At 47.7% G+C, this 24954-nt stretch carries 25 protein-coding genes; 4 read left to right on the top strand and 21 right to left on the bottom strand.

The window, feature by feature from the left end; genetic code table 11:
* Nucleotides 1-4: 4 nt before the first annotated feature.
* Complete coding sequence (hslO, locus tag M1L23_RS08800; protein WP_252626958.1) at nucleotides 5-916, top strand: Hsp33 family molecular chaperone HslO; 912 nt, start codon at nucleotides 5-7, stop codon at nucleotides 914-916.
* A 7-nt stretch (nucleotides 917-923) separates the two neighbouring features.
* On the opposite strand, the gene der is transcribed toward hslO, so the two are convergent.
* The 8 genes from der to ndk form a co-directional block, all read right to left on the bottom strand.
* A complete protein-coding gene (der, locus tag M1L23_RS08795; protein WP_252626957.1) occupies nucleotides 924-2363 on the bottom strand; it encodes a ribosome biogenesis GTPase Der in 1440 nt (479 codons plus the stop codon).
* Between the two features lie 25 nt (nucleotides 2364-2388).
* Nucleotides 2389-3588: an outer membrane protein assembly factor BamB gene (gene bamB, locus M1L23_RS08790; RefSeq protein ID WP_252626956.1), complete on the bottom strand. Its 1200-nt coding sequence runs from the start codon at nucleotides 3586-3588 to the stop codon at nucleotides 2389-2391.
* Nucleotides 3588-4205, bottom strand: a complete 618-nt coding sequence (locus tag M1L23_RS08785; RefSeq protein WP_252626955.1) for a YfgM family protein — start codon at nucleotides 4203-4205, stop codon at nucleotides 3588-3590. The genes bamB and M1L23_RS08785 overlap by 1 nt, the downstream gene beginning before the upstream one ends.
* A gap of 13 nt (nucleotides 4206-4218) precedes the next feature.
* On the bottom strand, nucleotides 4219-5496 hold the full coding sequence (gene hisS / locus M1L23_RS08780) for a histidine--tRNA ligase (RefSeq protein WP_252626954.1): 1278 nt from the start codon (nucleotides 5494-5496) through the stop codon (nucleotides 4219-4221).
* Nucleotides 5497-5571: 75 nt separating this feature from the next.
* Nucleotides 5572-6699, bottom strand: a complete 1128-nt coding sequence (gene ispG, locus M1L23_RS08775; RefSeq protein WP_252626953.1) for a flavodoxin-dependent (E)-4-hydroxy-3-methylbut-2-enyl-diphosphate synthase — start codon at nucleotides 6697-6699, stop codon at nucleotides 5572-5574.
* 18 nt (nucleotides 6700-6717) lie between these two features.
* Complete coding sequence (locus M1L23_RS08770; RefSeq protein ID WP_252626952.1) at nucleotides 6718-7737, bottom strand: RodZ domain-containing protein; 1020 nt, start codon at nucleotides 7735-7737, stop codon at nucleotides 6718-6720.
* Nucleotides 7738-7792: 55 nt separating this feature from the next.
* Complete coding sequence (gene rlmN / locus M1L23_RS08765) at nucleotides 7793-8926, bottom strand: dual-specificity RNA methyltransferase RlmN (RefSeq protein WP_252626951.1); 1134 nt, start codon at nucleotides 8924-8926, stop codon at nucleotides 7793-7795.
* A 124-nt stretch (nucleotides 8927-9050) separates the two neighbouring features.
* A complete protein-coding gene (gene ndk, locus M1L23_RS08760) occupies nucleotides 9051-9482 on the bottom strand; it encodes a nucleoside-diphosphate kinase (RefSeq protein WP_252626950.1) in 432 nt (143 codons plus the stop codon).
* A 227-nt stretch (nucleotides 9483-9709) separates the two neighbouring features.
* Between ndk and msrA the strand changes: the two genes are divergently transcribed.
* Entirely contained in the window at nucleotides 9710-10249 is a 540-nt protein-coding gene (gene msrA / locus M1L23_RS08755; protein ID WP_252626949.1) for a peptide-methionine (S)-S-oxide reductase MsrA, read from the top strand.
* A gap of 6 nt (nucleotides 10250-10255) precedes the next feature.
* On the opposite strand, the gene M1L23_RS08750 is transcribed toward msrA, so the two are convergent.
* Both M1L23_RS08750 and trmJ read right to left on the bottom strand, forming a co-directional pair.
* Complete coding sequence (locus M1L23_RS08750) at nucleotides 10256-11422, bottom strand: IscS subfamily cysteine desulfurase (RefSeq protein ID WP_252626948.1); 1167 nt, start codon at nucleotides 11420-11422, stop codon at nucleotides 10256-10258.
* A gap of 22 nt (nucleotides 11423-11444) precedes the next feature.
* Nucleotides 11445-12173, bottom strand: coding sequence for a tRNA (cytosine(32)/uridine(32)-2'-O)-methyltransferase TrmJ (trmJ, locus tag M1L23_RS08745; RefSeq protein WP_252626947.1), 729 nt, complete (start codon nucleotides 12171-12173; stop codon nucleotides 11445-11447).
* A gap of 142 nt (nucleotides 12174-12315) precedes the next feature.
* Here trmJ and suhB point away from each other — a divergent pair, with 142 nt between their 5' ends.
* Nucleotides 12316-13119, top strand: a complete 804-nt coding sequence (gene suhB / locus M1L23_RS08740; RefSeq protein WP_252626946.1) for an inositol-1-monophosphatase — start codon at nucleotides 12316-12318, stop codon at nucleotides 13117-13119.
* 76 nt (nucleotides 13120-13195) lie between these two features.
* Here the strand turns inward: suhB and M1L23_RS08735 are convergent, their stop codons facing one another.
* The 6 genes from M1L23_RS08735 to M1L23_RS08710 all read right to left on the bottom strand — a co-directional run bounded on the left by M1L23_RS08735 (nucleotide 13196) and on the right by M1L23_RS08710 (nucleotide 20433).
* A complete protein-coding gene (locus M1L23_RS08735) occupies nucleotides 13196-13363 on the bottom strand; it encodes a DUF3545 family protein (RefSeq protein WP_252626945.1) in 168 nt (55 codons plus the stop codon).
* 174 nt (nucleotides 13364-13537) lie between these two features.
* On the bottom strand, nucleotides 13538-14254 hold the full coding sequence (gene ung, locus M1L23_RS08730; protein WP_252626944.1) for a uracil-DNA glycosylase: 717 nt from the start codon (nucleotides 14252-14254) through the stop codon (nucleotides 13538-13540).
* The gene (locus M1L23_RS08725) at nucleotides 14247-16499 is read right to left on the bottom strand and encodes a sulfatase-like hydrolase/transferase (RefSeq protein ID WP_252626943.1); all 2253 of its coding nucleotides are present in this window, start codon (nucleotides 16497-16499) and stop codon (nucleotides 14247-14249) included. Before M1L23_RS08725 ends, ung begins: the two co-directional genes overlap by 8 nt.
* Before the next feature lie 231 nt (nucleotides 16500-16730).
* The gene (locus M1L23_RS08720; RefSeq protein ID WP_252626942.1) at nucleotides 16731-18542 is read right to left on the bottom strand and encodes a DUF1302 domain-containing protein; all 1812 of its coding nucleotides are present in this window, start codon (nucleotides 18540-18542) and stop codon (nucleotides 16731-16733) included.
* Between the two features lie 215 nt (nucleotides 18543-18757).
* Nucleotides 18758-19687, bottom strand: coding sequence for an electron transfer flavoprotein subunit alpha/FixB family protein (locus tag M1L23_RS08715; protein ID WP_252626941.1), 930 nt, complete (start codon nucleotides 19685-19687; stop codon nucleotides 18758-18760).
* Nucleotides 19684-20433, bottom strand: coding sequence for an electron transfer flavoprotein subunit beta/FixA family protein (locus tag M1L23_RS08710; RefSeq protein ID WP_252626940.1), 750 nt, complete (start codon nucleotides 20431-20433; stop codon nucleotides 19684-19686). Before M1L23_RS08710 ends, M1L23_RS08715 begins: the two co-directional genes overlap by 4 nt.
* 176 nt (nucleotides 20434-20609) lie before the next feature.
* On the opposite strand from M1L23_RS08710, the gene M1L23_RS08705 reads away from it, so the two are divergent.
* A complete protein-coding gene (locus M1L23_RS08705) occupies nucleotides 20610-21026 on the top strand; it encodes a SufE family protein (RefSeq protein ID WP_252626939.1) in 417 nt (138 codons plus the stop codon).
* On the opposite strand, the gene tcdA is transcribed toward M1L23_RS08705, so the two are convergent.
* Genes tcdA through lgt form a run of 5 tightly spaced genes read right to left on the bottom strand, consistent with a single transcriptional unit; the run spans nucleotide 21023 to nucleotide 24954 of the window.
* A complete protein-coding gene (gene tcdA / locus M1L23_RS08700; protein ID WP_252626938.1) occupies nucleotides 21023-21793 on the bottom strand; it encodes a tRNA cyclic N6-threonylcarbamoyladenosine(37) synthase TcdA in 771 nt (256 codons plus the stop codon). The genes M1L23_RS08705 and tcdA overlap by 4 nt on opposite strands.
* Complete coding sequence (locus M1L23_RS08695) at nucleotides 21793-22275, bottom strand: PAS domain-containing protein (protein WP_252626937.1); 483 nt, start codon at nucleotides 22273-22275, stop codon at nucleotides 21793-21795. The genes tcdA and M1L23_RS08695 overlap by 1 nt, the downstream gene beginning before the upstream one ends.
* Nucleotides 22269-23303 carry a response regulator gene (locus M1L23_RS08690; RefSeq protein ID WP_252626936.1) on the bottom strand — a complete coding sequence of 345 codons (1035 nt, stop codon included), beginning with the start codon at nucleotides 23301-23303 and terminating at the stop codon, nucleotides 22269-22271. The genes M1L23_RS08695 and M1L23_RS08690 overlap by 7 nt, the downstream gene beginning before the upstream one ends.
* 2 nt (nucleotides 23304-23305) lie before the next feature.
* Nucleotides 23306-24139 (bottom strand): thymidylate synthase, encoded by an 834-nt coding sequence (locus tag M1L23_RS08685; protein WP_252626935.1) that lies wholly within the window; start codon nucleotides 24137-24139, stop codon nucleotides 23306-23308.
* Nucleotides 24136-24954 carry a prolipoprotein diacylglyceryl transferase gene (lgt, locus tag M1L23_RS08680; protein ID WP_252626934.1) on the bottom strand — a complete coding sequence of 273 codons (819 nt, stop codon included), beginning with the start codon at nucleotides 24952-24954 and terminating at the stop codon, nucleotides 24136-24138. The genes M1L23_RS08685 and lgt overlap by 4 nt, the downstream gene beginning before the upstream one ends.

The raw sequence follows: 24954 nt of genomic DNA, 5'->3' as shown, positions 1-24954 counted from the left end.
TTTTATGACTGATGGCATTACTGTTTCCAATACCCAGGCCCTAAACGAAATACACCGTTTTACTTTTGCCGATCACGATGTGCGTGGCGAATTGGTGCAATTGTCGTCGAGCTATAGCGCCCTATGCGACAAACACGACTACCCAACCCCAGTGGCAAACCTACTTGGTGAGTTACTTGCAGTGACCAGTTTGCTTACTGCCACCTTGAAATTTAAAGGGCATATTAATGTGCAATTACAAGGTAGTGGGCCGCTAAACTTTGCCACTGTTAATGGCCGCCACGACCAGAAGTTACGTGGTTTAGCTCGGGTGCGCGCAGAAATTAACGACTCTTCGTTACAGGCAATGCTGGGTGACGATGCTTTATTGGTGTTAACTTTAACCCCCGAGCAAGGTGAACGTTACCAAGGTATGGTAAAAATTGAAGGCGACAGCTTGGCCAGTGCCGTAGAAGACTACTTTACCCAGTCGGAACAGTTGCCAACTCGCATTTGGCTGCACGCCGACAGCACACTACAACAATGTGCTGGCTTTATGCTGCAGGTATTACCCGCCGCGAGTACCGACGTTGCTAGCAATAATCAAGGCGAAAGCTTTACCCATTTAGCAACTTTGGCCGACACCTTAACCCAAGCAGAAATTTTTAGCCTTGGTGTAACCGACATTTTACACCGCCTGTACCATGAGGAAGATATTCATTTATACCCAGCGGAACAGGTGCGCTTTTATTGTGGTTGCTCTCGCGAGCGTACTGCCACGGCTTTGCGGTCGATTGCGCGCGACGAATTGCGGGAAATTATTGCCCAAGACGGTAAGTTAGTACTAACCTGCGACTATTGCCTCAGCGACTACCAATACGACAGTATTGATGTGGAAGCGCTTGATGGCCACGATGCACCGCCACAAGCGCAATAATGAAAGGTTATTTTTTAACGAAGCGCATCATACGTTTGCGCTTACGCTGCTGCGACAAGCTTAGCTTGTTGCGGCGGCCCGAGAAGGGGTTATCGCCCGCACGGAATTCTATTTTAACCGGGGTACCCATAAGTTCGAGGGATCGGCGAAAATAGTTAGTTAAGTAACGTTTATAACTTTCTGGCATGTTGGTTACTTGGTTACCATGAATAACGATAAGCGGTGGGTTATAGCCACCAGCATGTGCGTATTTCATTTTTACGCGGCGCCCACGTACCAGTGGTGGCTGGTGTTCATCAATAGCCGATTCCATAATAGCCGTAAGCTTCGCCGTGCTTACTCGCCGTGTGGCACTGGCATAGGCTTCTTGTACCGACTCAAATAAATGCCCTACGTTGGTACCATGCAAAGCAGAAATAAAATGAATGCGGGCAAAGTCGACAAAGCCTAAGCGACGGTCGAGCTCTTGCTTTATCCAGTCCCGGGCGTCTGTTTCTAAACCGTCCCACTTGTTCACCGCAATTACAATTGAGCGCCCTGCATTCAACACAAAGCCCAGTAGGCTTAGGTCTTGGTCGCTAATGGTTTCACGGGCGTCGACCACCATAATAACTACGTTGGCGTCTTCAATGGCCTGTAAGGTTTTAATAACCGAGAACTTTTCTATTGCTTCGTCTATGCGACCACGACGGCGTACACCCGCCGTATCAATTAAAATATATTCTTGGCCATCGCGCTGCATGGGTATATATACGCTATCGCGAGTTGTACCTGGCTCGTCGAATACCACTACTCGGTCTTCACCTAAAATACGGTTGGTAAGTGTCGACTTACCCACATTTGGGCGACCAACAATAGCTAGTTTAATGGGCGTGGCTGGGTCGGGCGCGGTAAAGCCACTGTCTTCATTAATGTCGATTGGCTCAGCAACTGGCTCGATAAGATCAGGAAAGCGCTCAAGCAAAGGCTCGAGGGCAAACTTCATTAACTTACTTACTCCACGACCTTGAGCCGCAGCAATTTGCCATACTTCGCCTAAGCCTAGCTTATAAAAGTCGGAACTGGCCGAGTCGCCGTCAATGCCGTCGACTTTGTTCGCCACTAAGCGAATTTCTTTTTCTTGACGACGTAGGTAGTCGGCTAAATACTCGTCGGAAGCGGTTAAGCCATCACGAGCATCAACAAGAAACAAAACCAGGTCGGCTTCATGCACAGCTTGTAACGACTGTTCTGCCATAAGCCGGTCAATACCTTCTTCGTCGCCTTGAATACCGCCCGTGTCTACTACAATAAACTGATAGCCGTCGTAACGAGCAGAGCCGTATTGGCGATCTCTCGTTAAGCCGGGGAAGTCAGCCACGAGCGCGTCGCGGCTGTTGGTTAAGCGGTTAAACAATGTGGACTTACCCACATTAGGGCGGCCAACAATGGCCACAACTGGCAACATGAAACGTCCTTTTGGCGAGCTCGGCCTAGTTGGCTTCGAGCTGCTTAATTAAATATAAACGGCCGGCGGCGCTTTGCACCACCAGGTTTTCTTCAACTTGAACTGGAGCGGTGCGAATGGCATCGCCTTCGTCTAGCTTAATACGCCCAACTAATTCACCGGTCAGGCGATTTAACCAATGCATATAACCAAAACGGTCACCCACGGCAAGGTAGTCGCCGTGCAGGGTTACATCGGTTAAGCTGCGGTAGTGCAAGTCGTTATTCCGCCATAATTCTGTACCCGATATTCTATCGAGTGCAACCACATGGCTTTCTTGGCTAATTAAGAACAAGCGGTTACGTATCAGTGACGGCGCGCTAGCACTGGCATACTCGCGTTTCCATAGCACTTCACCATTGCGTAATTCTAATGCAACCGTTTGACCGTTATAACCTGACACATAAACCGTGTCGCCAACAATCAACGGGCTACCATCTACATCGGTCATGCGTTCTAAGTCTGACGAGCCAGTGGGTATAACAATTCGCTCTTCCCAAGCAAGGCGGCCACTGTCGAGTAATAATACCTGAAGTTTACCCGTACTGGTGCCAACTACCACACCACCACTAGTAATAGCAGGACGTGAAACGCTACGCAGCGACAACAAACTGGTGTCTTCTTCGAAGCTCCACTGTTCCACCCCGTCGGTTTCGCGCAAGGCCACTAAATAACCATTACTTAAATGCACAACCACATAGCCTTCGCCCACAGCAACTGGGCTCATTACTTCGCCCTTCACCTGGGTTTGCCAAAGGGTTTCACCATTACTTTTATTCAGTGCGTACACCACACCGTTTTCCGACGATAAGTAAATACGATCATTTACAATGACTGGGCCCGCCGACAAGCGCGCCGACTCTCCCCGAGGAAAATGTTCAAAAAACCGTTTTTTGCCGCCAAAATCTTGCTGCCAAAGGCGCTTACCCGTTTTTGCGTCGTGAGCAATTAACAAGCCATAACGTTCAGCGGCATACACTACACCGTCGCTGTAAGCAGGTTGCAAGGCCGTGAAATGCTCTTCACTGCCAAGCCCAACGCGTGTTTTCCACACTACTTTGGCTTTAATGCTGGGCGTAAATGCCTGTAAGTCTGCATGACGTTGCTGAACATCGTTCGATGAACAGCCCACTAAAAACACTGCCGTTGCAACAACAGTCAGCAATAACTTAAGCGCATGATTCATTAGTTAGCCGCCAAATTATCTAGTTTCATTTGCAAGAAAGGGTTAGCACCACTGGCTGACAAACCTATGGCCTGTGCGTAAGCCGTTTTTGCTGCGCTTAATTGCCCTTGGGCAAACAGTAAGTCGCCTTCTACTTCTTTTTTCAAGGCGGTAAAACCGTCGTTAGCCACATTAGCCAAAGCTTTTTGTGCTAGCTCGAACTCACCCCTAGCAATTTCAACCCGTGCTAAGCGTAAAGAAATTAAGCTTTGTAATTCAACCCGCGAGGTTTCCTTAATTGCCATCGACAACAACTGTGCGGCTTCGTCTAAATCGCCGTCGTTTACCGCAATTGCGGCTAACTGCATGCGGGTTAGTGCCGCATAAGAGCTGCCTTCAAATTCAGTTAATGCGGTATTTGCAAACTCGGTATTGGCTAAGCCGTCGCTATTTTGTAATTGTTCGAGCACTTGCTCATAGGCACTGGTTTTCGCTTGCGCTGCACTGTCTTGCGCCGCTTGATAATTACGCCAAGTAAACATCGAGCCCAAGCCAATAACCAGACCAGCAACAATCCATGGGCCGTATTCTTTAATAAACTTTTTTACCTGTTCTTCTTGTAGTTCATCGTTATCCACGTGCCAGTCCTCTTTATATTAAACCTAATACTTCAATAAGTGCCTGCAACCCAGCCCAGTTCACCGATACCTGTTCGCGCTGCTCGCGTAAATATTTTACTGTGAAAGTACTTTCAGCTATTTCACTTTCGCCTAACATAATAGCGATGGTTGCACCCGCACGGTCGGCGCGCTTTAGCTGCCGGCCAAAATTACCGCCACCACAATGCAAATGAACCCGTAACCCAGGGAAATGGTCGCGCAGTTTTTCGGCAACAGCTTGAGCAGGAAGTTCCGCATTATCGCCGCCTACGGCAATATAAACCTGTACCGTGTCGGCAATGGGTAGGGTATTAGCTATTTCTAGCATTAGAACCAAACGCTCTAGACCCATGGCAAAGCCTACGGCTGGAGTGTCTTTGCCACCTAACTGCCCTACTAAACCGTCGTAACGGCCACCAGCGCACACTGTACCTTGGGCGCCTAAGCTGTCAGTAACCCACTCAAATACTGTGCGGTTATAGTAATCAAGCCCACGTACCAAACGTTCATTTAGCGTGTAGGGTACGCCAGCGGCGTCTAACCGAGCACATAAACTTTGAAAGTGTGCACGCGACTCATCGTCCCAGTATGCAGACAGTTTTGGTGCAGCGCTGAGCATGTCGGCCATGGCTGGGTTTTTAGAGTCGAGTATACGCAATGGGTTCGATTCCAAGCGACGCACGCTGTCTTCGTCGAGCTGTTCTTTATGCTCGCGCAAATAGTCCGTTAGTGCCTGTCGATACACAGCCCGTGCTTCATTCGATGCTAAGGAATTTAGTTCCAAAGTTAAATGGTCGGCAATACCTAAGTCACGCCATAACCGCGCAGTCATAATTATAAGCTCGGCGTCTATGTCGGCACTAGCAATACCAAAACTTTCCACCCCTACCTGATGAAACTGGCGGTAGCGGCCTTTTTGCGGGCGCTCATAACGAAACATAGGGCCCATATACCATAACCGCTGCTGTTGGTTGTACAGTAACCCATGTTGGTTACCCGCGCGCACACAGCTTGCCGTACCTTCCGGACGTAGCGTAAGGCTTTCGCCATTACGATCGTCGAAGGTATACATTTCTTTTTCAACAATGTCGGTTACTTCGCCAATAGAACGCTTAAAAAGCTCGGTTTGCTCAACAATGGGCATGCGAATTTCGCTATAGCCATAACTAGCCACCAAGCGGCGAATAACCGACTCTAAAGCCTGCCAACGACCGGTTTGGTCGGGCAGAATATCATTCATTCCACGAATTGCTTGAATTTGCTTTGCCACTGCAACAGCCTTCCTATTTAAAAGTGTCGGCATTATAGGGTGTTTAGACGGGGAGGTAAAACCTCGCAGGTGCGGTTAACCTACATTTGTCGTATCTACTACCGGTATTTTATTCGTATCGTTGGTACGCGCTACGTAAGCTCGTATGCGTGCCTCAAGTTGATCAACCAAATCGAGGTTATCTAGCCGTTCACGTTGGCGTTCACCGTCTACATAAAATCCGCTACGAGTTTTTGCCCCAGCTAACCCAATGTGGGAAATATATGCTTCGCCTGGACCATTCACCACACAACCAATAATGGAAACATCAAGTGGCGTGGTAATGTCTTCAAGCCGTTGCTCGAGAGCATTAACGGTGGCGATAACGTCGAATTCTTGGCGTGAGCAACTTGGGCAAGCAATAAAGTTAATACCGCGTGAACGAATACGCAACGACTTTAAAATATCGAAGCCTACTTTTACTTCTTCTACTGGGTCTGCTGCCAGCGACACCCGCAAGGTGTCGCCAATGCCCTCAGCCAGTAGTAAGCCTAAACCAATGGCCGATTTTACTGCACCACTACGGGCACCGCCGGCTTCAGTAATGCCTAAATGTAAGGGTTGGTCAATTTCTTTGGCCAATAAGCGATACGCCTCAACAGCCAGAAACACGTCTGACGCTTTCACACTTACTTTAAAGTCGTGGAAATCGAGCCGCTGTAATATTTTTACATGGCGCATGGCCGATTCAACTAAAGCGGCGCCATTAGGCTCGCCATATTTTTCTTGAATATCACGTTCCAGTGAACCCGCATTAACACCAATACGAATTGGAATATTGCGTTCACGGGCTGCGTCGACCACGGCCCGAATACGCTCTTCGTTACCAATGTTGCCTGGGTTAATGCGTAAACAGTCCACCCCATATTCAGCCACTTTTAGGGCAATACGGTAATCAAAATGAATGTCGGCCACTAACGGCACTGTGGTTTGTTGTTTAATTAGCTTAAAGGCTTCAGCGGCGTCCATGGTGGGTACAGAAATGCGCACAATGTCGGCACCAGCTGCAGCAATTGCATTAACTTGGGCAACAGTTGCGGCCACATCGGTGGTTGTTGTGTTGGTCATCGACTGCACGGCAACGGGGGCGCCGTCGCCAATGGGTACGTTACCAACATAAATTCGACGGCTTTTACGTCTTGGAATATCCACTGTGGTACTCATGAATTACTACTCAAATATTTAGGGCTGTAATGTAGGCACGCGAAACGGAACAACTCGATTTCTGGGCAGTTCACTTAAGTCAACACGTTGGCCTTGATAATATATTTCTACTGCATTCGGCGCACCAAGAATAACACTGTAGGCCTCGGCTCCACCTAGTGGCATATTGTAACCTTTTTCTTTAATGCCCACCGCTAACACCCGGTCATTGTCGGCGTAGTCTCTAACGTCAACCCAACTTTGGTCGCGGAAGTAAAGCACTAAGTCGCCCGCCAGGGGATCGGCAGCTTCTAAGAAAGTTCCTGTGCGATTAACCGCAGTATTCATTCTGGGCTGCGCAGGTTGTTGTTCCACTGCGGTTGCAGTGCTCTCAGGCTCTGCACTACTAGCCTCCAAAACCGCTGCATTACTTTCCGTGGGCTCTGCTAGTAAAGCCTGCTCGTTTGGCTCAACGGGCGCTATAGGCTGTTCTGCCACCTTAGGCTCGGGCTGTGGTATTGGCTGTTGCTGTGTAACAGATTGCCGCTCAGAAGCCATGGTTTTTGCGTTCGCAGGTTCCGTGCGAACCGGTTGTTCAGTTGTTACTGCCTGTTCGTCGTCTCCCGATTGTTGCCAAAGAAATAACACAAAAGAAGCCACTAACACGGCAACAATAATATAAGTAATAAGCATTAAGCGACTGTCTTGTTTTTCAATCGCCTTTTTTTGGGAAAAACTTTGCATGTCGTCTAACTTGGGTTTATCCAAAGTTAAATCGTCATAAGCAGTTAACACTTCAGCTTCTGACACCCCTACGTACTTAGCATAAGACTTGAGGTAACCTCGAATAAAGGTTGCTGCAACCTTGGGGTCGAATTTGCTAGCTTCAATTTCCTCAATAAGTTGGCGTCGCAAACATAAGTGAGTTGCCACTTGCTGAGTTGTATAGCCTTTTGCTTCACGAGCCGTACGCAGTAAGTCACCAGGAAATATTCGTGGTGCACTTACAGCTGCTGTACTAACATTCTCGTCGTTTATACGTTCATCTTCTACTGTCATGAGAGCCTGATTTTCGCCATACCATCCATGGTGCGCATGTTACGCTCCTTGCTTGCTAGGACGTTGCTTTAATAGCAATTGCCTGGCCACCTTTTTGCCGTTGTTGTTTTTTTAATAAGCGTTTGGTGCGATCTACCACATCACCTACGAGCTGTCCACAGGCTGCATCTATATCATCGCCACGGGTCTTTCTAACCATAACCACATATCCATGCTCCATCAATACCTTTGCGAAGCGATCGATACGAGAATTACTGGAACGCCCGTAATCGGTGCCTGGAAACGGATTAAACGGTATTAAATTTATTTTACTTGGCGTGCCTTCCAGTACCTTAGCTAACTGATGTGCTTGATCGGTAGAATCATTCACATGGTCTAGCATGACATACTCAACGGTAACTTTCGATTGTGCTTTCGAATTTTCTACATACCGTCGTGCCGACTCTAAAAACTCGGCAATAGGATACTTCTTATTAATAGGCACAATTTCATTGCGTAGTTCGTCGTCTGGTGCATGTAATGAAATAGCCAGCGCTACGTCAATTTGTTCACGTAACAAGTCAAGGGCTGGCACAACACCCGATGTACTAAGGGTGACACGACGTTTCGACAACCCAAAGCCAAAGTCGTCCATCATTAATTCCATGGCTGGCACTACGTTCTTCACGTTTAATAAAGGCTCGCCCATACCCATCATAACAACGTTAGTAACAGCTTTTACATTGGTGTCGCCAAAGGCACCTAGCTCTTTATTTACCCGCCACACTTGGCCGATAATTTCAGCAACTCGTAAATTTCGATTAAAGCCTTGTTGGCCCGTAGAGCAGAAAGGACATTCTAGGGCGCAACCCACCTGCGACGATACGCATAAGGTTGCTCGGCCCGCTTCGGGTATCCATACACTTTCTACTTCCTGGCCGTCGCCTAGGTCCATGGCAAACTTTATGGTGCCGTCGCTCGACTCTTGCCGTGTCTTCACTTCTGGGGCTTTAATTTCAGCAATGTCGGTGAGTTTGGCACGCAACACCTTATTCAAATTGGTCATTTGCTCAAAGTCATCAACACAGTAGTGATAGATCCACTTCATTACCTGATCGGCACGAAACGCTTTTTCCCCCAAGTCGGCAAAAAACACCTGCATTTGGCTACGGTTCAGATCAAGTAAATTTACTTTCTTCTTGGTGGTCATAACTACCTCTTGCTAATAATCATTTGGTCCTGCAGCTCGGTATATTTCAACAAGCTGACTGATGGTCAAAAAGGGGCCGAAGCCCCTTTTTTACACACGCTGTGCTAATACGACAGATTTTTGTTTAGCGAGTGCGTGGGCAAATTTCTTCGTCGTTGAAGAAGTACGCAATTTCACGTGCTGCCGACTCAACTGCGTCAGAACCGTGTACAGCGTTTTCGTCAATTGTTTCTGCGAAGTCTGCACGCAAGGTACCTGCAGCAGCTTCTTGTGGGTTTGTTGCACCCATAATTTCACGGTTTTTGCGCACTGCGTCTTCGCCTTCTAGCGCCATCACAACGATAGGGCCAGAAGTCATGAACTCAACTAAGGCGCCAAAGAATGGGCGCTCTGCGTGTTCTGCATAAAAACCTTCTGCTTTTTCTTTGCTTAAATGCATCATTTTTTGGGCGACAACGCGTAAGCCAGCCGTTTCAAAACGATTTATAATTGCACCAACAACGTTTTTTGCCACGCCGTCGGGCTTAATAATGGAAAGTGTACGTTCCAAAGCCATGTTCATTACTCCAATTCGTTAGGCTCGCTCGGCCCTTACAACCCAGCGATTATAAAGTCGCGCAAATTATACGTGATCTGCAGCGTTATTCCTAACAAAAACTTTTTGCTGCTATTCATGTTGGCAAGCGCAGCAAATTGTAACAGCGGTAATTTTCCCCTTGAATATTGCTCCCTTCATGCTCTAGTATAGACGTCTACACTTCCATTCAGCATTAAGGTTCAATCATGTCAAAGAATAAAGTTGCCACATTCGGTGGTGGTTGTTTTTGGTGCACGGAAGGCGCCTTTCAACAATTAAAGGGCGTAAGCACTGTTGTTTCTGGTTATGCCGGCGGCCATGTGAGTGAACCAACCTACGAACAAGTATGCACGGGCACAACCGGCCATGCGGAAGTGGTGCAAATTAGCTACGACGAAAACCTCATCAGCTATCGTGAATTGCTTGAAGTGTTATTCGCTATTCATGATCCTACCCAACTGAATCGTCAGGGGAACGATATTGGTACGCAGTATCGCTCGGTAATTTTTTATCATGATGAAGAGCAGCACGCAGCGGCTAGCGCTATTATAGCTGAAATAACTGCCGACCAGCTTTTCGAGCAACCCTTGGTTACCGAAGTGGTACCACTAAATAATTGGTACCCCGCCGAACTTCACCATGAAAACTATTTTGCCCGTAACCCTGAACAACCTTACTGTGCGGCAGTTATTGCGCCAAAGTTAGCAAAGTTCCGTGCCACCTTTGCCGCCAAGCTAAAAGATTAAATTAACCTAGAGCCACAAGGGTTTACTGGCACGTAAGCGCGGAATAGCTTCAAGTAATATTGCTTCTACTGCCGCAATATCAGCCTCTGTGGTGTGTCGGCCTAAACTAAAACGAATGGCAGCGAGGGCAAGTTCGCGCTCTCTGCCTAAGGCTAACAGTACAAATGAAGGGTCGACTGTTGCTGAGTTACAGGCCGAACCCGACGACACGGCAATGTCGGCTAAGTTCATAGCCAAGCTGTCGGAGCACAAACCACCAAAACTAACGTTCAGTAAAGTACCAATGCCGTGTTCTAAGTCGCCATTTAAAGTTACATTGCCAAGCGACTGAATAGTTGCCCATAGCCTATCGCGAAGCGCAGTTAAACGTGCCATGTCGCTAGCTTGCTGTTGTTTAGCAAGGCGCGCCGCTTCACCGAAGCCAACAATTTGATGCGGTGCTAGGGTGCCTGAACGCATGCCACGCTCATGCCCGCCGCCGTGTATTTGTGGGTTTAACTTGGCCCGCGGGCTACGGCGTACATAAAGCGCCCCAATGCCCTTTGGACCATACATTTTATGGGCTGAAATTGACAAGTAATCAACCTTTAGCGCATTCACATCAACGGGAATTTTGCCTACGCTTTGCGCTGCGTCCACATGAAACAATACGTCTTTTTCTTGGCATAAAGCACCTAGCGCAGCAATGTCTTGAATAACACCAATTTCATTATTTACATGCATAACACTTAATAAAATTGTGTCGGCACGAAAAGCAGCGCGAACTACCTCTAGGTCAAGCAAGCCATTGGCTTGCACCGGCAAGTAAGTTACCTCAAAACCACGGCGTTCAAGCTCAGCGCACGAGTCTAAAACCGCTTTATGCTCTGTGCACACGGTAATAATGTGTTTACCTTTGTCTTGGTGGAATTCAGCGGCGCCTTTAATGGCTAAGTTGTCCGATTCGGTAGCACCAGAAGTGAACACGATCTCACGTGGGTCAGCATGAATAAGTTCAGCTATTTGGTGGCGGGCTTCGTCGACACATTCTTCTGCTTGCCAACCTAACCGATGAGAGCGCGACGCAGGGTTACCAAAATTGCCCTCAAAGGTAAGGCACTGCATCATTTTTTCAGCAACAGCAGGATCCACAGGCGTTGTGGCCGCATAATCAAGATAAATAGGACGCTTCATAGTTTAGGCTCATTAAATTATATTAATTATTAGACTTATTGTTACGTTCGAACGAGGTCAATATACCACGCAATATGTTTAATTCATTTTTATCGGGCCGAGTACGCGTATATAACCGACGTAACTTATTCATTACCTTACCTGGGTGGTTGCGCACAATAAAGCCTGAGTTAGTTATAGCACGCTGCAAATGCATATAAAACCCTTCCATTTCGCCAGCAGTAGGATAGTCACCCAGCGCTTCAGGAAAGTGGCTTTGCTTGGCGTCTAAATAAGCCACCCGCACTTCATAGCACAAGGTTTGTACCGCCATGGCTAAATTTAGCGAGCTATACTCTGGATTAGCTGGAATATGCGTATGGTAGTGGCAAAGTTGTAATTCTTCGTTGGTCAGCCCCGTTGCTTCACGGCCAAAAACCAAGGCTACCGTGCCTTGCTGCCCTTCTTGAAGAACTTTTGCGGCTGCTTCTCGCGGAGTGGTCATGGGCCAGTCGAGGGTACGGCTACGAGCACTGGCGGCAAAGGTTAACTGGCAATCGGCAATAGCTTCAGACAAGGTTGCAACCACTCGAGCCTTGGCAAGAATGTCGGTGGCCCCTGCGGCTAAGGCCGACGCTTTACTGTCGGGTAGTTCTTTGGGATTAACCAATACTAAATCGCTAATTCCCATGGTTTTCATGGCTCGCGCCGCCGAACCTATATTGCGTTGATCGGAAGTATTCACGAGCACAATTCGTACATTATCGAGCATAATTTCAGCACCCTGTTTTATGGCCGCGCAATCCTATCACAACATGCCTTTTAATGACTACCGTGCGTGCGCATTGCGCATGGGCTTTTGATTGTTTATAATCGCGCCATTAATACGTTCTTTGCCAGTACAGGAAATCAGCATGCACGCAATGTTAAATATTGCGGTTCGCGCAGCGCGCGTGGCCGGCCGGGTGATCACTAAAGCTTATGGTAACCCGCAAAACTTAGAAGTTGAATCGAAGTCTTTACACGAATTTGTCACCAACGTAGACAGAGCCGCTGAAGAGGCTATCATTGCGACCATTCAAAAATCGTATCCGAAACACAGCATTATGGCTGAAGAGTCGGGCATTATTGTGGGTGAAGATGCTGATTACCAGTGGGTAATTGACCCGCTCGACGGCACCACCAACTTTATGCGCGGAATTCCCCACTTCTGCGTTTCAATTGCTCTTACCGTTAAAGGCGTTACGCACCACGCTGCCATTTATGACCCCTTGCGCGACGAGCTATTTACCGCCAGCCGTGGTGCAGGTGCTCAGCTAAACGGTTTTAGAACCCGTGTAGCAGGCGCTAAAAACCTTGAAGGCACCTTGTTGGCCACCGGTTTTCCATTTCGCATGAAACATATTTTGCCCGACTACCAGAAAGTATTTGCCAGCTTCTTTGAAGAAGCTGCCGATATGCGCCGGGCTGGCTCTGCGGCACTTGATCTTGCTTACGTTGCTTGTGGTCGCTTAGATGGTTACTGGGAAGCTGGCTTAAACCCATGGGATACAGCGGCAGGCGTGCTATTGGTGCGTGAGTCTGGTGGTATGGTTACCGACTTTGCGGGTGGTATGAATTATCAAAAGTCGGGCAATATTGTTGCTGCCAACCAAAAAGTAATTCAGTCGATGCTGATTAAAATGCGCAAAGAGCTACCAGAGTCTTTATTAGACTAATAACCCTGAGCATGCATGCGTAATATGCGCTAAAAAACATAACGCCGACATTATGTCGGCGTTTTTGTTTGTACTGTTAAAGCTCTAGCTCGTCTAAATCGTAGTCAAAGCAATAATCAATATCTTCAAGCTCTTTCAGTAAACTATGGCGCTCTTTTAGCATTTCTATTTCACGCCACTTGCGTTTGGAACTCCGTCCTTTCGTCTTTGCCTCGGTATTTTTTAGTTCTTCAGAGTTGTCCATAGAAATCTCCTTGTTATTACTGCTTTTTTTTAATAAGAGTACTATCAACAGTGCTTCTATTGAAATTAACCAACAACCTTGCACAGACTCTTTATACCACAAAAATCAGAAACTTAAAACAATTTGACACAATTGAACAACAATTGCTTAGTAAGTAGCTCGCAGCACTTGGTTTTAGCCTGGCAAATGCCAATTTATTGGCTTTCGCCCCTGCTTTGTTAGTAACTCGTTAGCCTTTATAAAGTGCTGTTGGTCGTAAAAACCGCGGTAGGCCGACAAAGGCGACGGGTGTACCCCCGTTAATACGCCATGTTGGCTTATATCGATACCTTGCATAGTGCGCTCAGCATGTTTGCCCCACAACATAAACACCACCGGCGGGCCATTCGCAACATGTTGCAGAATGCTGCGGGTAATGGTTTGCCAACCTAAGCTTTGATGTGAAGCGGCTTCGCTATCACGCACCGTAAGTACCGTATTTAGCAGTAACACCCCTTGTTGCGCCCAAGTTTCAAGACAACCATGCTGTGGGGCTGAAAAACCAGTTATGTCTTTAACTAAGGCTTTATACATATTCTTCAACGACGGAGGCGGTTTAATGCCGTAAGGCACCGAAAACGCATAGCCATGTGCTTGCCCCGGTTGGTGATAAGGGTCTTGGCCCAAAATAACCACCCGCACTTGCTCAGGGGCAACAGCCGCTAAAGCGGCAAACACTTGATCGTTGGTAGGGTACACCTGTTGACCTTGTTCCCGTTCTGCTTGTACTGCCTGCCACGTGGTAGCTAGTTGTGTACGGAATGTTTCATCGGCCAATAACGGCTGCCATGGTGTTGGAAAATTAGCTAAGTAACCTTCTTGCCCACTGTTTACAACTGCTTTACTACTCACATATGTTTCCTAAGTTCGCCATGATAATTTCTTTGTCTAACTCGTTGGTTAAACCATCGTGGTTCAAGTCGTACCAACTCGACAAGCCACCACCCTGCTCTGGATCACTCCAATATGCCCATTGCTCTATGTCTGTATTGTCGACTAACAAGTCGCCATTACCGTCGCCTGGGCAGCTTACTTGGGTTGCCAATAAACTGTCGAGTTCATTACGTAAAAAACTTAACTGCTGTTGCTGCACTGCAGTTAACTGGTTTTCTGCGAACAAGGCTAACAAATCACTCTCGGCCCTATCTAGTTTTAATTGACTGGTATAGGGGCTTTCATTTATTTCATAAAACTCTTCTTTGCTAACTAAGGTATTAGTTGCACAATTTAACGTACTAACCCGCAGCAATTTATGCCCAGCGCTGCGAATGGCACGCTGCTCGGTTGGAAACAGTTCTGTTGGCGCCTTGCCTTCAGCAGCCAGCCAGTCGTTTACAGCACAACAAGAGCTAAACCCTTGCGGGTTCGCATCGCTACCTGGGCCATACCAGTTGCCACCTTGATCTTCGCATACCTGCGCTTGGGGAAATATTTGTACACACACATTGGCCTGCGGTATAACGCAAGGTGGAGCGGCTTCACGAGCGCTATTGGTACCTAATTCAGTAAAGTTAGTGCTGCGAATGGGTTGTTGGTCTACATAACTTAAGTACGGCATTACTGGTTGCGCGTCTATTTCCATGGTAGTGGCTAATTGTTCTGTGTCTATGCCAGCAATATCTAAAAATAGTCGGTATAAGTCGGTACTATTGACCATGTGTCCCACATCTCGATTCGGCGCTTCCACCACTGGCCCAGTAACAATTAAAGGCACCCACACGCCACTTTGGTACAAGGTACCTTTGGCCCGCAAGGGGTCAAAGGGTAATTTTACGCTGGGCATGTAGGTACCATTGTCGGTAGTAAATACAATAACTGTGTCGCTATTAGGGTTGTATTCAAGGTCTCCCGAACTATTACGTAAAGCTATACCAGTTTCTTCTAATAACCGCCCTATTTCATGGTCTACCGCTTCTAACATGTGCTGGGCAATGACGCGTTGTTGTACTGCATTGGCTACGTTGGTGGGGTCAACCACGCCTACATCGGCCAGTGCCGACGCTACTGGCGTGCCACACCCAAGCAAGCTTTCTTCGGCTTCAGGATTAGGCAGCAAGTGGGCCGGCGGGGGTTGCAAGGGTGTATGCAAAGCTGCAAAGCCAAGGGTTAACATCCATGGCCGCTCGGTGTCCTGTTGGGCCTGTTTTATCCAAGCAATAGCGCGATTTGCTTCCTGTGTGGTGCGGTAGCCGCGGCCGCGCGGATCAGCGGCCGTAAGGGTTTCTGTGCTACCGTCGGCGCGGCTTATTTTCCATTCTGCCGTGTAAAATCCATTCTGGTTATCAAAGCGTAATTCTGCGTGTCGTGCTACGCTGTATTCTGTTTGTTTCGGATCAAATATACCCCCTTGTTCCATACAAGTTCGGCCCGGGGTAGGAAACAGCGCGGTATCATTCATTAATATATGTTCGCCATTGGCTAAGTAGCACATGCCAAAGTCGGCACCGGCCATGGCGTCGGCCTTGGTATTTGGTACAAAACCGCACTGGTAGGTACCTTGCGGCGCTACCCCACCAGCGGTGCTGTCAACTGGGTAAGGGGCGCCGTCTAAGTAGCCGGCAAAGTAATCCCAGCCAAGGCTATGTAGCGCACTGTCGCCTAAAGGATGGTTATCAGGACCAAGGTCAGAACCTGTTAGGTGCATTTTACCAATCAAAGCGCTTTGGTAATTGGCGTGTTCACGCAATAACTTAGGAACCGTTGCTCGGTAAGGTGACATTTGCGAGTTTGCGAGGGTATTCGAAACAATGGCGTTGTAAACCTGGTTGCGGAAAGGATAACGGCCATCAAAGTAGCTTGTTCGTGTGGGAGAGCAAGTTGGCATCGACCAGGTATTTCTAAAGCGTACACCAGCCTGCGCAATGGCATTTATGTTATCGGTAGCGGCGGGTACTGCACCACCATAGCCAAAGGCTTCAAACTGATCGACGCCTGCATCATCCACAACAATAAATAAAATATTCGGCAGCAGCTCCTGCTGAGTATCCTCTTCTATTGGATCAACCGCAGTATCTGGCGTAGAGCTTGAGCTCCAGTTACAGCCACTTAATAATAATCCGCTCAAACTCGCTAGGATAAGTAATTTCATATTCATCATGTTTTTCTTACCTTAAGAAGCGCCGAACGGCTTAATCAGCGTTGTTGTTAATGTGGCCATTAACCTGCCCAGAGCTTTGAAGGTTTGCTGCACATGGGTTAAAGTGGTCACTTTTCATACTAAACTAGTGTCCGCTGTACCTAATGTCAAGTTAGCTTTTGAGCTGTTAAAAAGGCATAAAAACAAAAAACCAGCATATAGCTGGTTTTTTAAGCATGTACTTTCTATTTTTTAGAACGACACTGCAAAGCTCGCAGAAACAAAGTCGCGGTCTTGCGTTGGGTCGTAGTCAGCTCCGTCGAAGCGGCTGTACGAAAGGTTGAAGCTATACTTACTCATATAGTTACCACCCATTATCAACGAAAGATTGCGGCGTCCTTCAATGAAGTTGGTATTTGGCGAGTAACCACTTACGTCATGACCAAAAGCAATGGCCGGGGTTAAGTTCCAGCCCATAATGGCGTTCGAGTACTCAAACTGTAAGCGGGTACGATAACCATAAGAAGTGCTAGTTACAAAACCTTCACAGTTACCGGCTGTTATACCTGGGTTAGCAGCAGCGTCGGCAGCAGTGAAACACTTACCATATACCGGGTTACGGCCAAAGCGCTGTACGTCTAGGCTAGGTAAGTCGGCTACGTGGCTCATGGCTAATTCAGCAATAAAGGTAACCCGCTGAGCGCCTAACACTTGGTCAAAGAACTGTAAGAAGGTGGTTTGCGCTTGCCATACTTCTAATTCTTCGTAACCACGGGCATGACCGCCTACTGGTATACCATTTGGCCGTGCATCGGCAATACGCACCAAGAAACTACTTGGCACATTAGGCTGTAGCCCTGCCGTTAGTATTTCTGTGGTGTTAATTTGTACCGCTTGTGCTGGGCGATAACTTACTTCACCACTCCACGACCAAGTACCTAGCGTGGTACTAAAGCTAACGCCAAATATTTCGTTGTCTTCTGGCCATTCAACAAAGTACTGCGGCCCTAGGGTCGACACTACGTTATTGCTGATAGCCGGAGTGCGCCAGTCGTAGGCTGAAATAATAGGCGCCGTGTTGTGCACGTTTAAGTAGTAAAAACCAAACTCGGTGTCTAAGTTCATTGCGTAATAACGGAATGACACACCAAATTGACCACTATCACTTGCTCTTAAGTCGTCTGCACGGGCAACGTATAAGCCCGCTTCAACCGACTCTTTGTCGCCAAGAATAGTATTTGCACCCACTTTAGGGTTAAGCGTTACTTTGTTACACCCTGGCCCACCCAGTATGTCTACCGACGAGAAGTAGGTACCACAACCGTCTAGTTTGGTGTTGTCCCACTCGTACATATAGAAGGTGTCTAAGCTTAAACTTTCTGTTAAGCCGAGTGAAAAAGTGACCATTCCCACTGGTAATAGTGCTTCTTTTAATTCAGCACCTGGGCGACGTAACGCGTTTACGTCGGCTGGGTTAACCGCATTCACACCATTTTGAATGAAGGTACTTTCACCCCAGCTGATTACTTGGCGACCAACCCGTAAGTCGGCTGGCATTCTACCAATATCGAAACTGGTATATACGAAGGCGTCGAGCAGGTTAACCCCACTGCCCTTCGAGTATTTATCAAATGCGTCGTTATTTAAGCGCGTGTTGGGCGTATAATTATTCGCCGTATGACCATGAGGCATATTCTTATTTTCAAGAATATCGTCATACCAGTAGTTAAAACGCACGAACGCACCGGTATTACCACTGCCCGTAATACTAATGTCGTGCACACCACGGAATACAAACGACGTTAAGTCGCCTTTGTCGAAGTTAAGGTTACCATCGTCGGCTACGGCCGACTGCCCGCCACCACCAGCCATGTTACCTGGCTGTATCACTCGCATCTCGCGGTCTTGTACACGCCATTGCGCACCAAGCGAGAAAGTTGAGTCGAACTCAACATTCACCGAACCGATGTCGAAACTCGCTGCGTTCACAGCAGGCATAGCAACAGCAAGCGCTATAGCCGAAGCGAGAGGTAGTTTTCTATACACAGATGTCATTTTTTTCATTGTTGTTGCCACCTATCCTGCGTTACCTGGAACTGGAGTCCCTGGCTAGTAATTTCCAAAAATCATGTCTGAACAGTCGCACAAGCGCAAGCTTTAAAACCATTCAAACATAAATCTTTGAGTTTTTGTATATTGTTGTTGTTTTTTATCAACTCGTTGTCAAGCAGATTAGCAGACCACTAACCTGCTTGTCACCTTCTTGCTACTACTAACAATTACAACGCGCTTTCTAGTTCCGGTAAAACATCGAATAAATCACCCACCAAGCCATAGTCTGCCACCTGGAAAATTGGCGCTTCTTCGTCTTTATTGATAGCCACAATCACTTTCGAGTCTTTCATACCAGCTAAATGCTGAATAGCACCACTAATACCTACCGCTATATATAATTCAGGCGCAACAATTTTACCAGTTTGCCCTACCTGCATGTCGTTTGGTACGAAACCGGCGTCTACCGCTGCCCGCGAAGCGCCAATAGCGGCACCTAATTTGTCAGCAATACCTTCGAGTAATTTAAAGTTTTCGCCATTTTGCATACCGCGACCGCCTGAAATAACCACGCGGGCTGAAGTAAGGTCTGGGCGCTCACTTTTTGCTAGCTCTTCTTTTACAAACTTCACTTTGTCTGAACTAAATACGTCGCTTACCGCTTCAATTTCAGCACTGCCACCTTCTGCTGCAACTGCATCGAACGCAGTAGCACGCACGGTAATCACTTTTATAGCTTCGTTACAACGCACGGTGGCAATAGCATTGCCCGCATAAATGGGGCGACGGAAGGTGTCGGCACTTTCAACCGCAACAATGTCTGACACCTGCCCTACGTCAAGTAGCGCAGCAACACGTGGCATAAAGTTTTTGCCTGTAGTTGTGGCAGCCGCAACAATGTGACTATAGCTTTTACCTAAAGAAAGCACCAATGCCGACAGGTTTTCAGCTAAAAAGTGTCCATAGGCAGCATGGTCTGCACACAACACTTTACTTACCCCAGCAATTTTAGCTGCTTCTTCAGCAACGCTTTGGCAGCCTTCACCAGCAACCAACATGTGAATAGTGTCGCCCATGGCTTGTGCAGCTGTCATGGTTTTCAGCATGGCTGGGTTTAAGGTTGTGTTGTCGTGGTCGGCAATAACTAAAATACTCATATTACTTTCGCCTCATTCTTTAATTTTTCAATTAGTTCTGCAACGTCGGCAACCTTCACGCCAGCACTACGTTCTGCTGGAGCTTCGGCTTTAAGTAATTCAATGTTACTGCCTAGTTCTACACCCATTTCTGCCGCTGCTTTAACATCGAGAGGTTTGCGTTTTGCTTTCATAATATTTGGCAACGACGCATAACGTGGTTCATTCAAGCGTAAGTCGGTGGTAACAATGGCCGGCAGCGTAAGTTCAACGGTTTGTAAACCGCCGTCAACTTCACGAGTAACTTGCACGGTGTCGCCATCAACCACAACTTCTGAGGCAAAAGTGCCTTGTGGCATGTCGGTTAATGCCGCTAGCATTTGCCCAGTTTGGTTGTTGTCAGAGTCGATAGACTGCTTACCTAAAATAACCAGCTGCGGTGCTTCTTCAGCAATAACCGCTTGCAATAACTTAGCTACCACTAATGAATCGGGCATGTCGTCACATTCAATATGAATGCCACGATCGCCACCAAGCGCCAACGCTGTACGAATTTGCTCTTGGCACGCTTTCGGACCAATCGACACTATTACCACTTCTTCCGCAACGCCTTTTTCTTTTAAGCGCACTGCTTCTTCAACGGCAATTTCACAAAATGGGTTCAATGCCATTTTAACATTACTGAGGTCTACGTTTGACTGATCAGCTTTCACACGTACTTTTACGTTGAAATCAATCACACGTTTAACCGCGACCAAAATTTTCATAACTACTTTCCTTATCCTAAAGATCCTGGAAGGGAATAAATTTGCCTGCCATTATGTAAAAGCAGCCTGCATCGTACAAGTGATAACGCTATAATAGACGAAATTTCGCTGCGGATCACGGGTAACAACGCCCTTAATTTCCTTCTTTTAAATGCTACTTACTAGGTTTTCTTTCAATGAATCAAAAGCTTAACCATGACGCCTTGCTTCTTCAGCAACAATTAAGTGGTGCCCGTGGTTGGGAACAACGTTATCGCGAGCTACTTTTGCTTGCCAAACACGCTAACACACCGGCAACAATTCGTACTGACTTAAATCAAGTCAGTGGTTGCCAGGCCCAAGTGTGGCTAACGGTTGAATTAAAAGACCATAAGCTTTGCATTAACACCGACAGCGACGCTCGCTTAGTGAAAGCATTATTACTGGTACTTACAGCGCCATTGCAACAACAACCCGTGGCTTACTTACAACAGTTTAACTTTCACCACTGGCTGCAGCAATGTGCCTTGGCCGAACACTTAAGCGAGTCACGCATCAATGGTTTACACCAAGTGGTGCAGGCTTTACAGCTAAAAAGTGCCCACTTGCTTTAGCGCAATACCCGTTGTAATAAACGCGCAGCAGCAAAAAAACCAAATGAGCCGGTAACCATCAGCGAGGCACCAAAGCCTGTGGCACAGTCGAGCCGCCCCCCTGCCAACCCCGGTTTAGCGTGCGACACGGTGCCATCGCCAACGGGGTAACGTAACTGCTCTTCTGAATACACACAGTCGATACCAAATTTACGTTTGGGGTTTTTGCTATAACCATAGCGGCGCCGCAGTTCATACCGCACTTTTGCCATTAAGGGGTCTTGCTGCACGCGCGCCACATCGGTAATACGAATTGCAGTGGGGTCTATTTGCCCGCCAGCTCCGCCAGTGGTTACTACCGGCAGCTTGTTGCGCACACACCAAGCCAAAAGCGCCACTTTCGGGGCCACGCTGTCAATAGCGTCGAGCATCCCGTGAAGCCCTTCTGGTAAGTCTGCTGCGGGCTCGTCTGCACGAATAAAGTCGTCTACTATGGTTATGTTTAGGGCGGGATTTATTTCTAGCAAACGGGCGGCTAGCACCTCTGTTTTGAGTTGTCCTACTGTACTGGTTAACGCATGCGACTGCCGGTTCACGTTGCTTAAACAAATGTCGTCCATGTCAATCAGCGTTAGCGCACCAACGCCTGTGCGGGCTAGGGCTTCCGCCGCCCAAGAGCCAACTCCGCCCAAGCCAGCTACTGCCAAGTGCAATTGCTGAATACGCTGTGCGTCGGCTTGACCATATAGGCGTTCAATACCACCAAAACGACGGGCATAGTCTGTCATTAGAATTCTTTCCACTTGGGCTTTTCAGTCACTCGGCGCCTTAGCAAGGCTTCCGAGCGTGCCGCTTCCGCCGTGTCGGTGACGTCGTAAACAATAATACCTAAGTTTTCTACCTCGCCACGGGCATTACTAAGGGGCAGCAACGTAATGTTTTGATACATATAAGGAGCGGTACCTGTTACCGGTCGATAAGGTGAAAAGCGGAATAAAAATGGCCGCTGCTCCCAAATAATAAACGCTCGGCTACCCAGGCTGAAAGTACGTTTGGCCTTGCCTTGAAACCATGCTTGGTCTATTTCTGGCGCCACTGAGAACAAGTTACGCCCTTGCACTTCACTGGGGCGTTTACCGCTATGGTTGGCCATAAATTCATTCCACATGGAAATGGCAAAGGTGCGATCTACCACCACAATACCTACATCAATGGCCGCTAAAATATTCATTTTCATGTGTAGGTCGTTCATCTCGTCGCCATTTAACATGGTTCGTCGCCCTCCAACAAATAAGCTAACTGACGCTCTAGCGCGGGCAGCGAGCTACTAGGGAATAACAACAATAAGTCGAATTCAATGGCAAAGCCTTCTAACCTGTAGCCTATTTCAATAGCCAACACTTGTTCCCATCGCGTTTTTGACGACTTGAGCAATTCTGCCACCGACACATTACGGCCTAATATAGCCGGGTGGGCTTGATTCATGCGCACATACAACTGCTCGCCTAAACCTTGTAAACAAGCACCTATCAGTAAATTGCCAATATCGAGCAAGGCTTCAAGTTCATAACGCTGGTCGTTAATGTCATTACCAAGCAAGCGGCCCATGTCTTTAAAACTGGCGTCGTTAAAAATAACCATGGCTTCACCATGAATACCGTCGCCGGTAAAGCCTTGGGTAACCGCTGACACCGTATGGGCGCCTTCCACCGACGACAACACCATGTGCAGTTCCGAAGCGGCTATTTGGTTCACCGTAGGAATTGGCAGCTCGACAAACACATTCAGCGCCCGCGCCAATAGTTCGCCCGCACGCCCCATGGCTACGTTAGCCACTTCTTGGTACATGTCACGCTGGCTTACTTGAATGGTGCTGCCCCGTTCCGGGCGAACTACTTTAGTCGGTGGGCTGGTTTCGCTTACTTCTGGCGCGGTAAAAAAACCATACTCAATTAGTATCCGTTCTAAGGTGGCTACGTCGGTTGGTTTACGAATAAACTCAAAGGCCCCCAGTTGCAACACCCGCGCTTTTGCTTCCGGCTGAATATCGCCCGACACCACCAACACCATGGCTGGCAAGTCGTGCTTGCGTATTTCGGCTAGGGTTTCGTAGCCGTCCATAACCGGCATATTTAAGTCGAGCAGGGTTAGTTCGCCTTTACCCTGCCGAATAAGTTCGAGCGCTTCTTTACCATGTTCGGCAAAGCTAAGCTCAATGTCCCATGAAGCTGGTAATATTCGGCCCAATTGCTTTCGGGCGAGCGACGAGTCGTCACAAATTAGTACGTGTAATGGCATAATTAAATCGCAACCGGGGCTTTAATATGCGGATGTGCCTGATAGTTTTCGAGTTCAAAGTCGTCGTATTTAAAGCTAAAAATGTCTGATACCGCTGGGTTAATTTTCATTGTTGGTAATGCTTTGGGCTTGCGGCTTAATTGCAGTTTGGCCTGTTCTAGGTGGTTCGAGTATAAGTGTGCATCGCCAAAGGTGTGTACAAAGTCGCCAGGTTCTAGGCCGCACACTTGCGCCACCATTAAGGTGAATAAGGCGTAGCTAGCAATGTTGAAGGGGACACCAAGAAAAATATCGGCACTGCGTTGGTATAGTTGGCAAGAAAGCTTACCGTCGGCCACATAGAATTGAAAAAGTGTGTGGCAGGGAGGTAACGCTTGCAAGCCTTGCTTGGCGTTTTCTTGTGGCGACCAGCCTGCTTTAGGCAAGGCCGCTGGGTTCCATGCGCTAACTAATAATCGGCGCGAGTCGGGGTTGGTTTTTATTTGTTCAATTAACTCGCTAATTTGATCAATACTGTCGCCATTAGGTGTTTCCCAGTTACGCCACTGGGCCCCATACACTGGGCCAAGATCACCTTCTTCAGTGGCCCAACCGTCCCAAATAGACACACCATTGTCTTTTAAGTATTGAATGTTAGTGTCGCCTTTCAGGAACCATAGTAATTCATGAATAATAGAGCGCAAGTGGCACTTTTTCGTGGTGACCAAAGGAAAGCCTGCAGCTAAGTCGAAGCGCATTTGATAACCAAACACACTGCGAGTACCAGTACCTGTACGATCTTCTTTTACCGTGCCGTGTTCCAGTACATGGGCCATTAATTCTAAATATTGCTTCATGCTTTTCCTCCTAGCTTACGGGCTGCGGCTAACCCATTTTTCTTATATGCCAATAACATAATTACTGCGCCTGCTATAATCATAGGTAACGACAACCACTGCCCCATACTAAAGAAGCCAAGCAAACCAAGATGGGCATCGGGTTCGCGGAAATATTCAACTACAAAACGGGCAGCTCCGTAACCTACTAAGAACAGCCCACCCACGGCTCCAACTGGGCGGCGCTTACGGCTAAACCACCATAACAATACAAACAACAAAAGCCCTTCGCCGAGCGCTTGATACAACTGCGACGGATGGCGGGCAAAAGCGCCAGCGTGGGGAAACACCATGCCCCAAGAAACATCGGTTACTCGGCCCCACAGCTCGCCATTAATAAAGTTACCAATACGGCCTAAACCAAGCCCTACCGGTACCAGTGGTGCCACAAAGTCACCCACTTGCCACAAACTAACCTGACGTTTTTTGGCAAATATAGCTAAGGCTAAAATAACCCCCAACATACCGCCATGAAACGACATACCACCAGACATGATATTAAATATATACAGCGGGTGTTGCAGAAAGGTGCCGAATTGATAAAACAGTACATAGCCAATACGGCCACCTAAAATAAGGGCTAGAAAACCCCAAAACAGTAAGTCTTGCCACTGTTCTTTGTGCCAAAAAGGGTCGGCGGTAGCACGCTTGCTGCCCCACCAATACGCAAACATGGCGCCAATTAAGTACATTAAGCCGTACCAGTGCAAGTCGAAGGGGCCAATGCTGACTAAAACTGGATCGATTTGTGGGTACTGTAAGGGTTCGGCGATCAT

This window comes from Aliidiomarina quisquiliarum, assembly GCF_023922585.1.
Lineage (GTDB): Bacteria > Pseudomonadota > Gammaproteobacteria > Enterobacterales > Alteromonadaceae > Aliidiomarina > Aliidiomarina quisquiliarum.
Note: the sequence above shows the minus strand (reverse complement) of the source record. Positions and strands in the feature narration are given on the sequence as shown.

What these genes read in the sequence shown, in the direction of transcription:
- hslO (WP_252626958.1), top strand. Translation starts at nt 5, where the DNA reads ATGACTGATGGCATTACTGTTTCCAATACCCAGGCCCTAAACGAAATA.
- der (WP_252626957.1), bottom strand. Translation starts at nt 2,363, where the DNA reads ATGTTGCCAGTTGTGGCCATTGTTGGCCGCCCTAATGTGGGTAAGTCC.
- bamB (WP_252626956.1), bottom strand. Translation starts at nt 3,588, where the DNA reads ATGAATCATGCGCTTAAGTTATTGCTGACTGTTGTTGCAACGGCAGTG.
- ispG (WP_252626953.1), bottom strand. Translation starts at nt 6,699, where the DNA reads ATGAGTACCACAGTGGATATTCCAAGACGTAAAAGCCGTCGAATTTAT.
- M1L23_RS08770 (WP_252626952.1), bottom strand. Translation starts at nt 7,737, where the DNA reads ATGACAGTAGAAGATGAACGTATAAACGACGAGAATGTTAGTACAGCA.
- rlmN (WP_252626951.1), bottom strand. Translation starts at nt 8,926, where the DNA reads ATGACCACCAAGAAGAAAGTAAATTTACTTGATCTGAACCGTAGCCAA.
- ndk (WP_252626950.1), bottom strand. Translation starts at nt 9,482, where the DNA reads ATGGCTTTGGAACGTACACTTTCCATTATTAAGCCCGACGGCGTGGCA.
- msrA (WP_252626949.1), top strand. Translation starts at nt 9,710, where the DNA reads ATGTCAAAGAATAAAGTTGCCACATTCGGTGGTGGTTGTTTTTGGTGC.
- M1L23_RS08750 (WP_252626948.1), bottom strand. Translation starts at nt 11,422, where the DNA reads ATGAAGCGTCCTATTTATCTTGATTATGCGGCCACAACGCCTGTGGAT.
- trmJ (WP_252626947.1), bottom strand. Translation starts at nt 12,173, where the DNA reads ATGCTCGATAATGTACGAATTGTGCTCGTGAATACTTCCGATCAACGC.
- suhB (WP_252626946.1), top strand. Translation starts at nt 12,316, where the DNA reads ATGCACGCAATGTTAAATATTGCGGTTCGCGCAGCGCGCGTGGCCGGC.
- M1L23_RS08735 (WP_252626945.1), bottom strand. Translation starts at nt 13,363, where the DNA reads ATGGACAACTCTGAAGAACTAAAAAATACCGAGGCAAAGACGAAAGGA.
- M1L23_RS08725 (WP_252626943.1), bottom strand. Translation starts at nt 16,499, where the DNA reads ATGATGAATATGAAATTACTTATCCTAGCGAGTTTGAGCGGATTATTA.
- M1L23_RS08720 (WP_252626942.1), bottom strand. Translation starts at nt 18,542, where the DNA reads ATGAAAAAAATGACATCTGTGTATAGAAAACTACCTCTCGCTTCGGCT.
- M1L23_RS08715 (WP_252626941.1), bottom strand. Translation starts at nt 19,687, where the DNA reads ATGAGTATTTTAGTTATTGCCGACCACGACAACACAACCTTAAACCCA.
- M1L23_RS08710 (WP_252626940.1), bottom strand. Translation starts at nt 20,433, where the DNA reads ATGAAAATTTTGGTCGCGGTTAAACGTGTGATTGATTTCAACGTAAAA.
- M1L23_RS08705 (WP_252626939.1), top strand. Translation starts at nt 20,610, where the DNA reads ATGAATCAAAAGCTTAACCATGACGCCTTGCTTCTTCAGCAACAATTA.
- tcdA (WP_252626938.1), bottom strand. Translation starts at nt 21,793, where the DNA reads ATGACAGACTATGCCCGTCGTTTTGGTGGTATTGAACGCCTATATGGT.
- M1L23_RS08695 (WP_252626937.1), bottom strand. Translation starts at nt 22,275, where the DNA reads ATGTTAAATGGCGACGAGATGAACGACCTACACATGAAAATGAATATT.
- M1L23_RS08690 (WP_252626936.1), bottom strand. Translation starts at nt 23,303, where the DNA reads ATGCCATTACACGTACTAATTTGTGACGACTCGTCGCTCGCCCGAAAG.
- M1L23_RS08685 (WP_252626935.1), bottom strand. Translation starts at nt 24,139, where the DNA reads ATGAAGCAATATTTAGAATTAATGGCCCATGTACTGGAACACGGCACG.
- lgt (WP_252626934.1), bottom strand. Translation starts at nt 24,954, where the DNA reads ATGATCGCCGAACCCTTACAGTACCCACAAATCGATCCAGTTTTAGTC.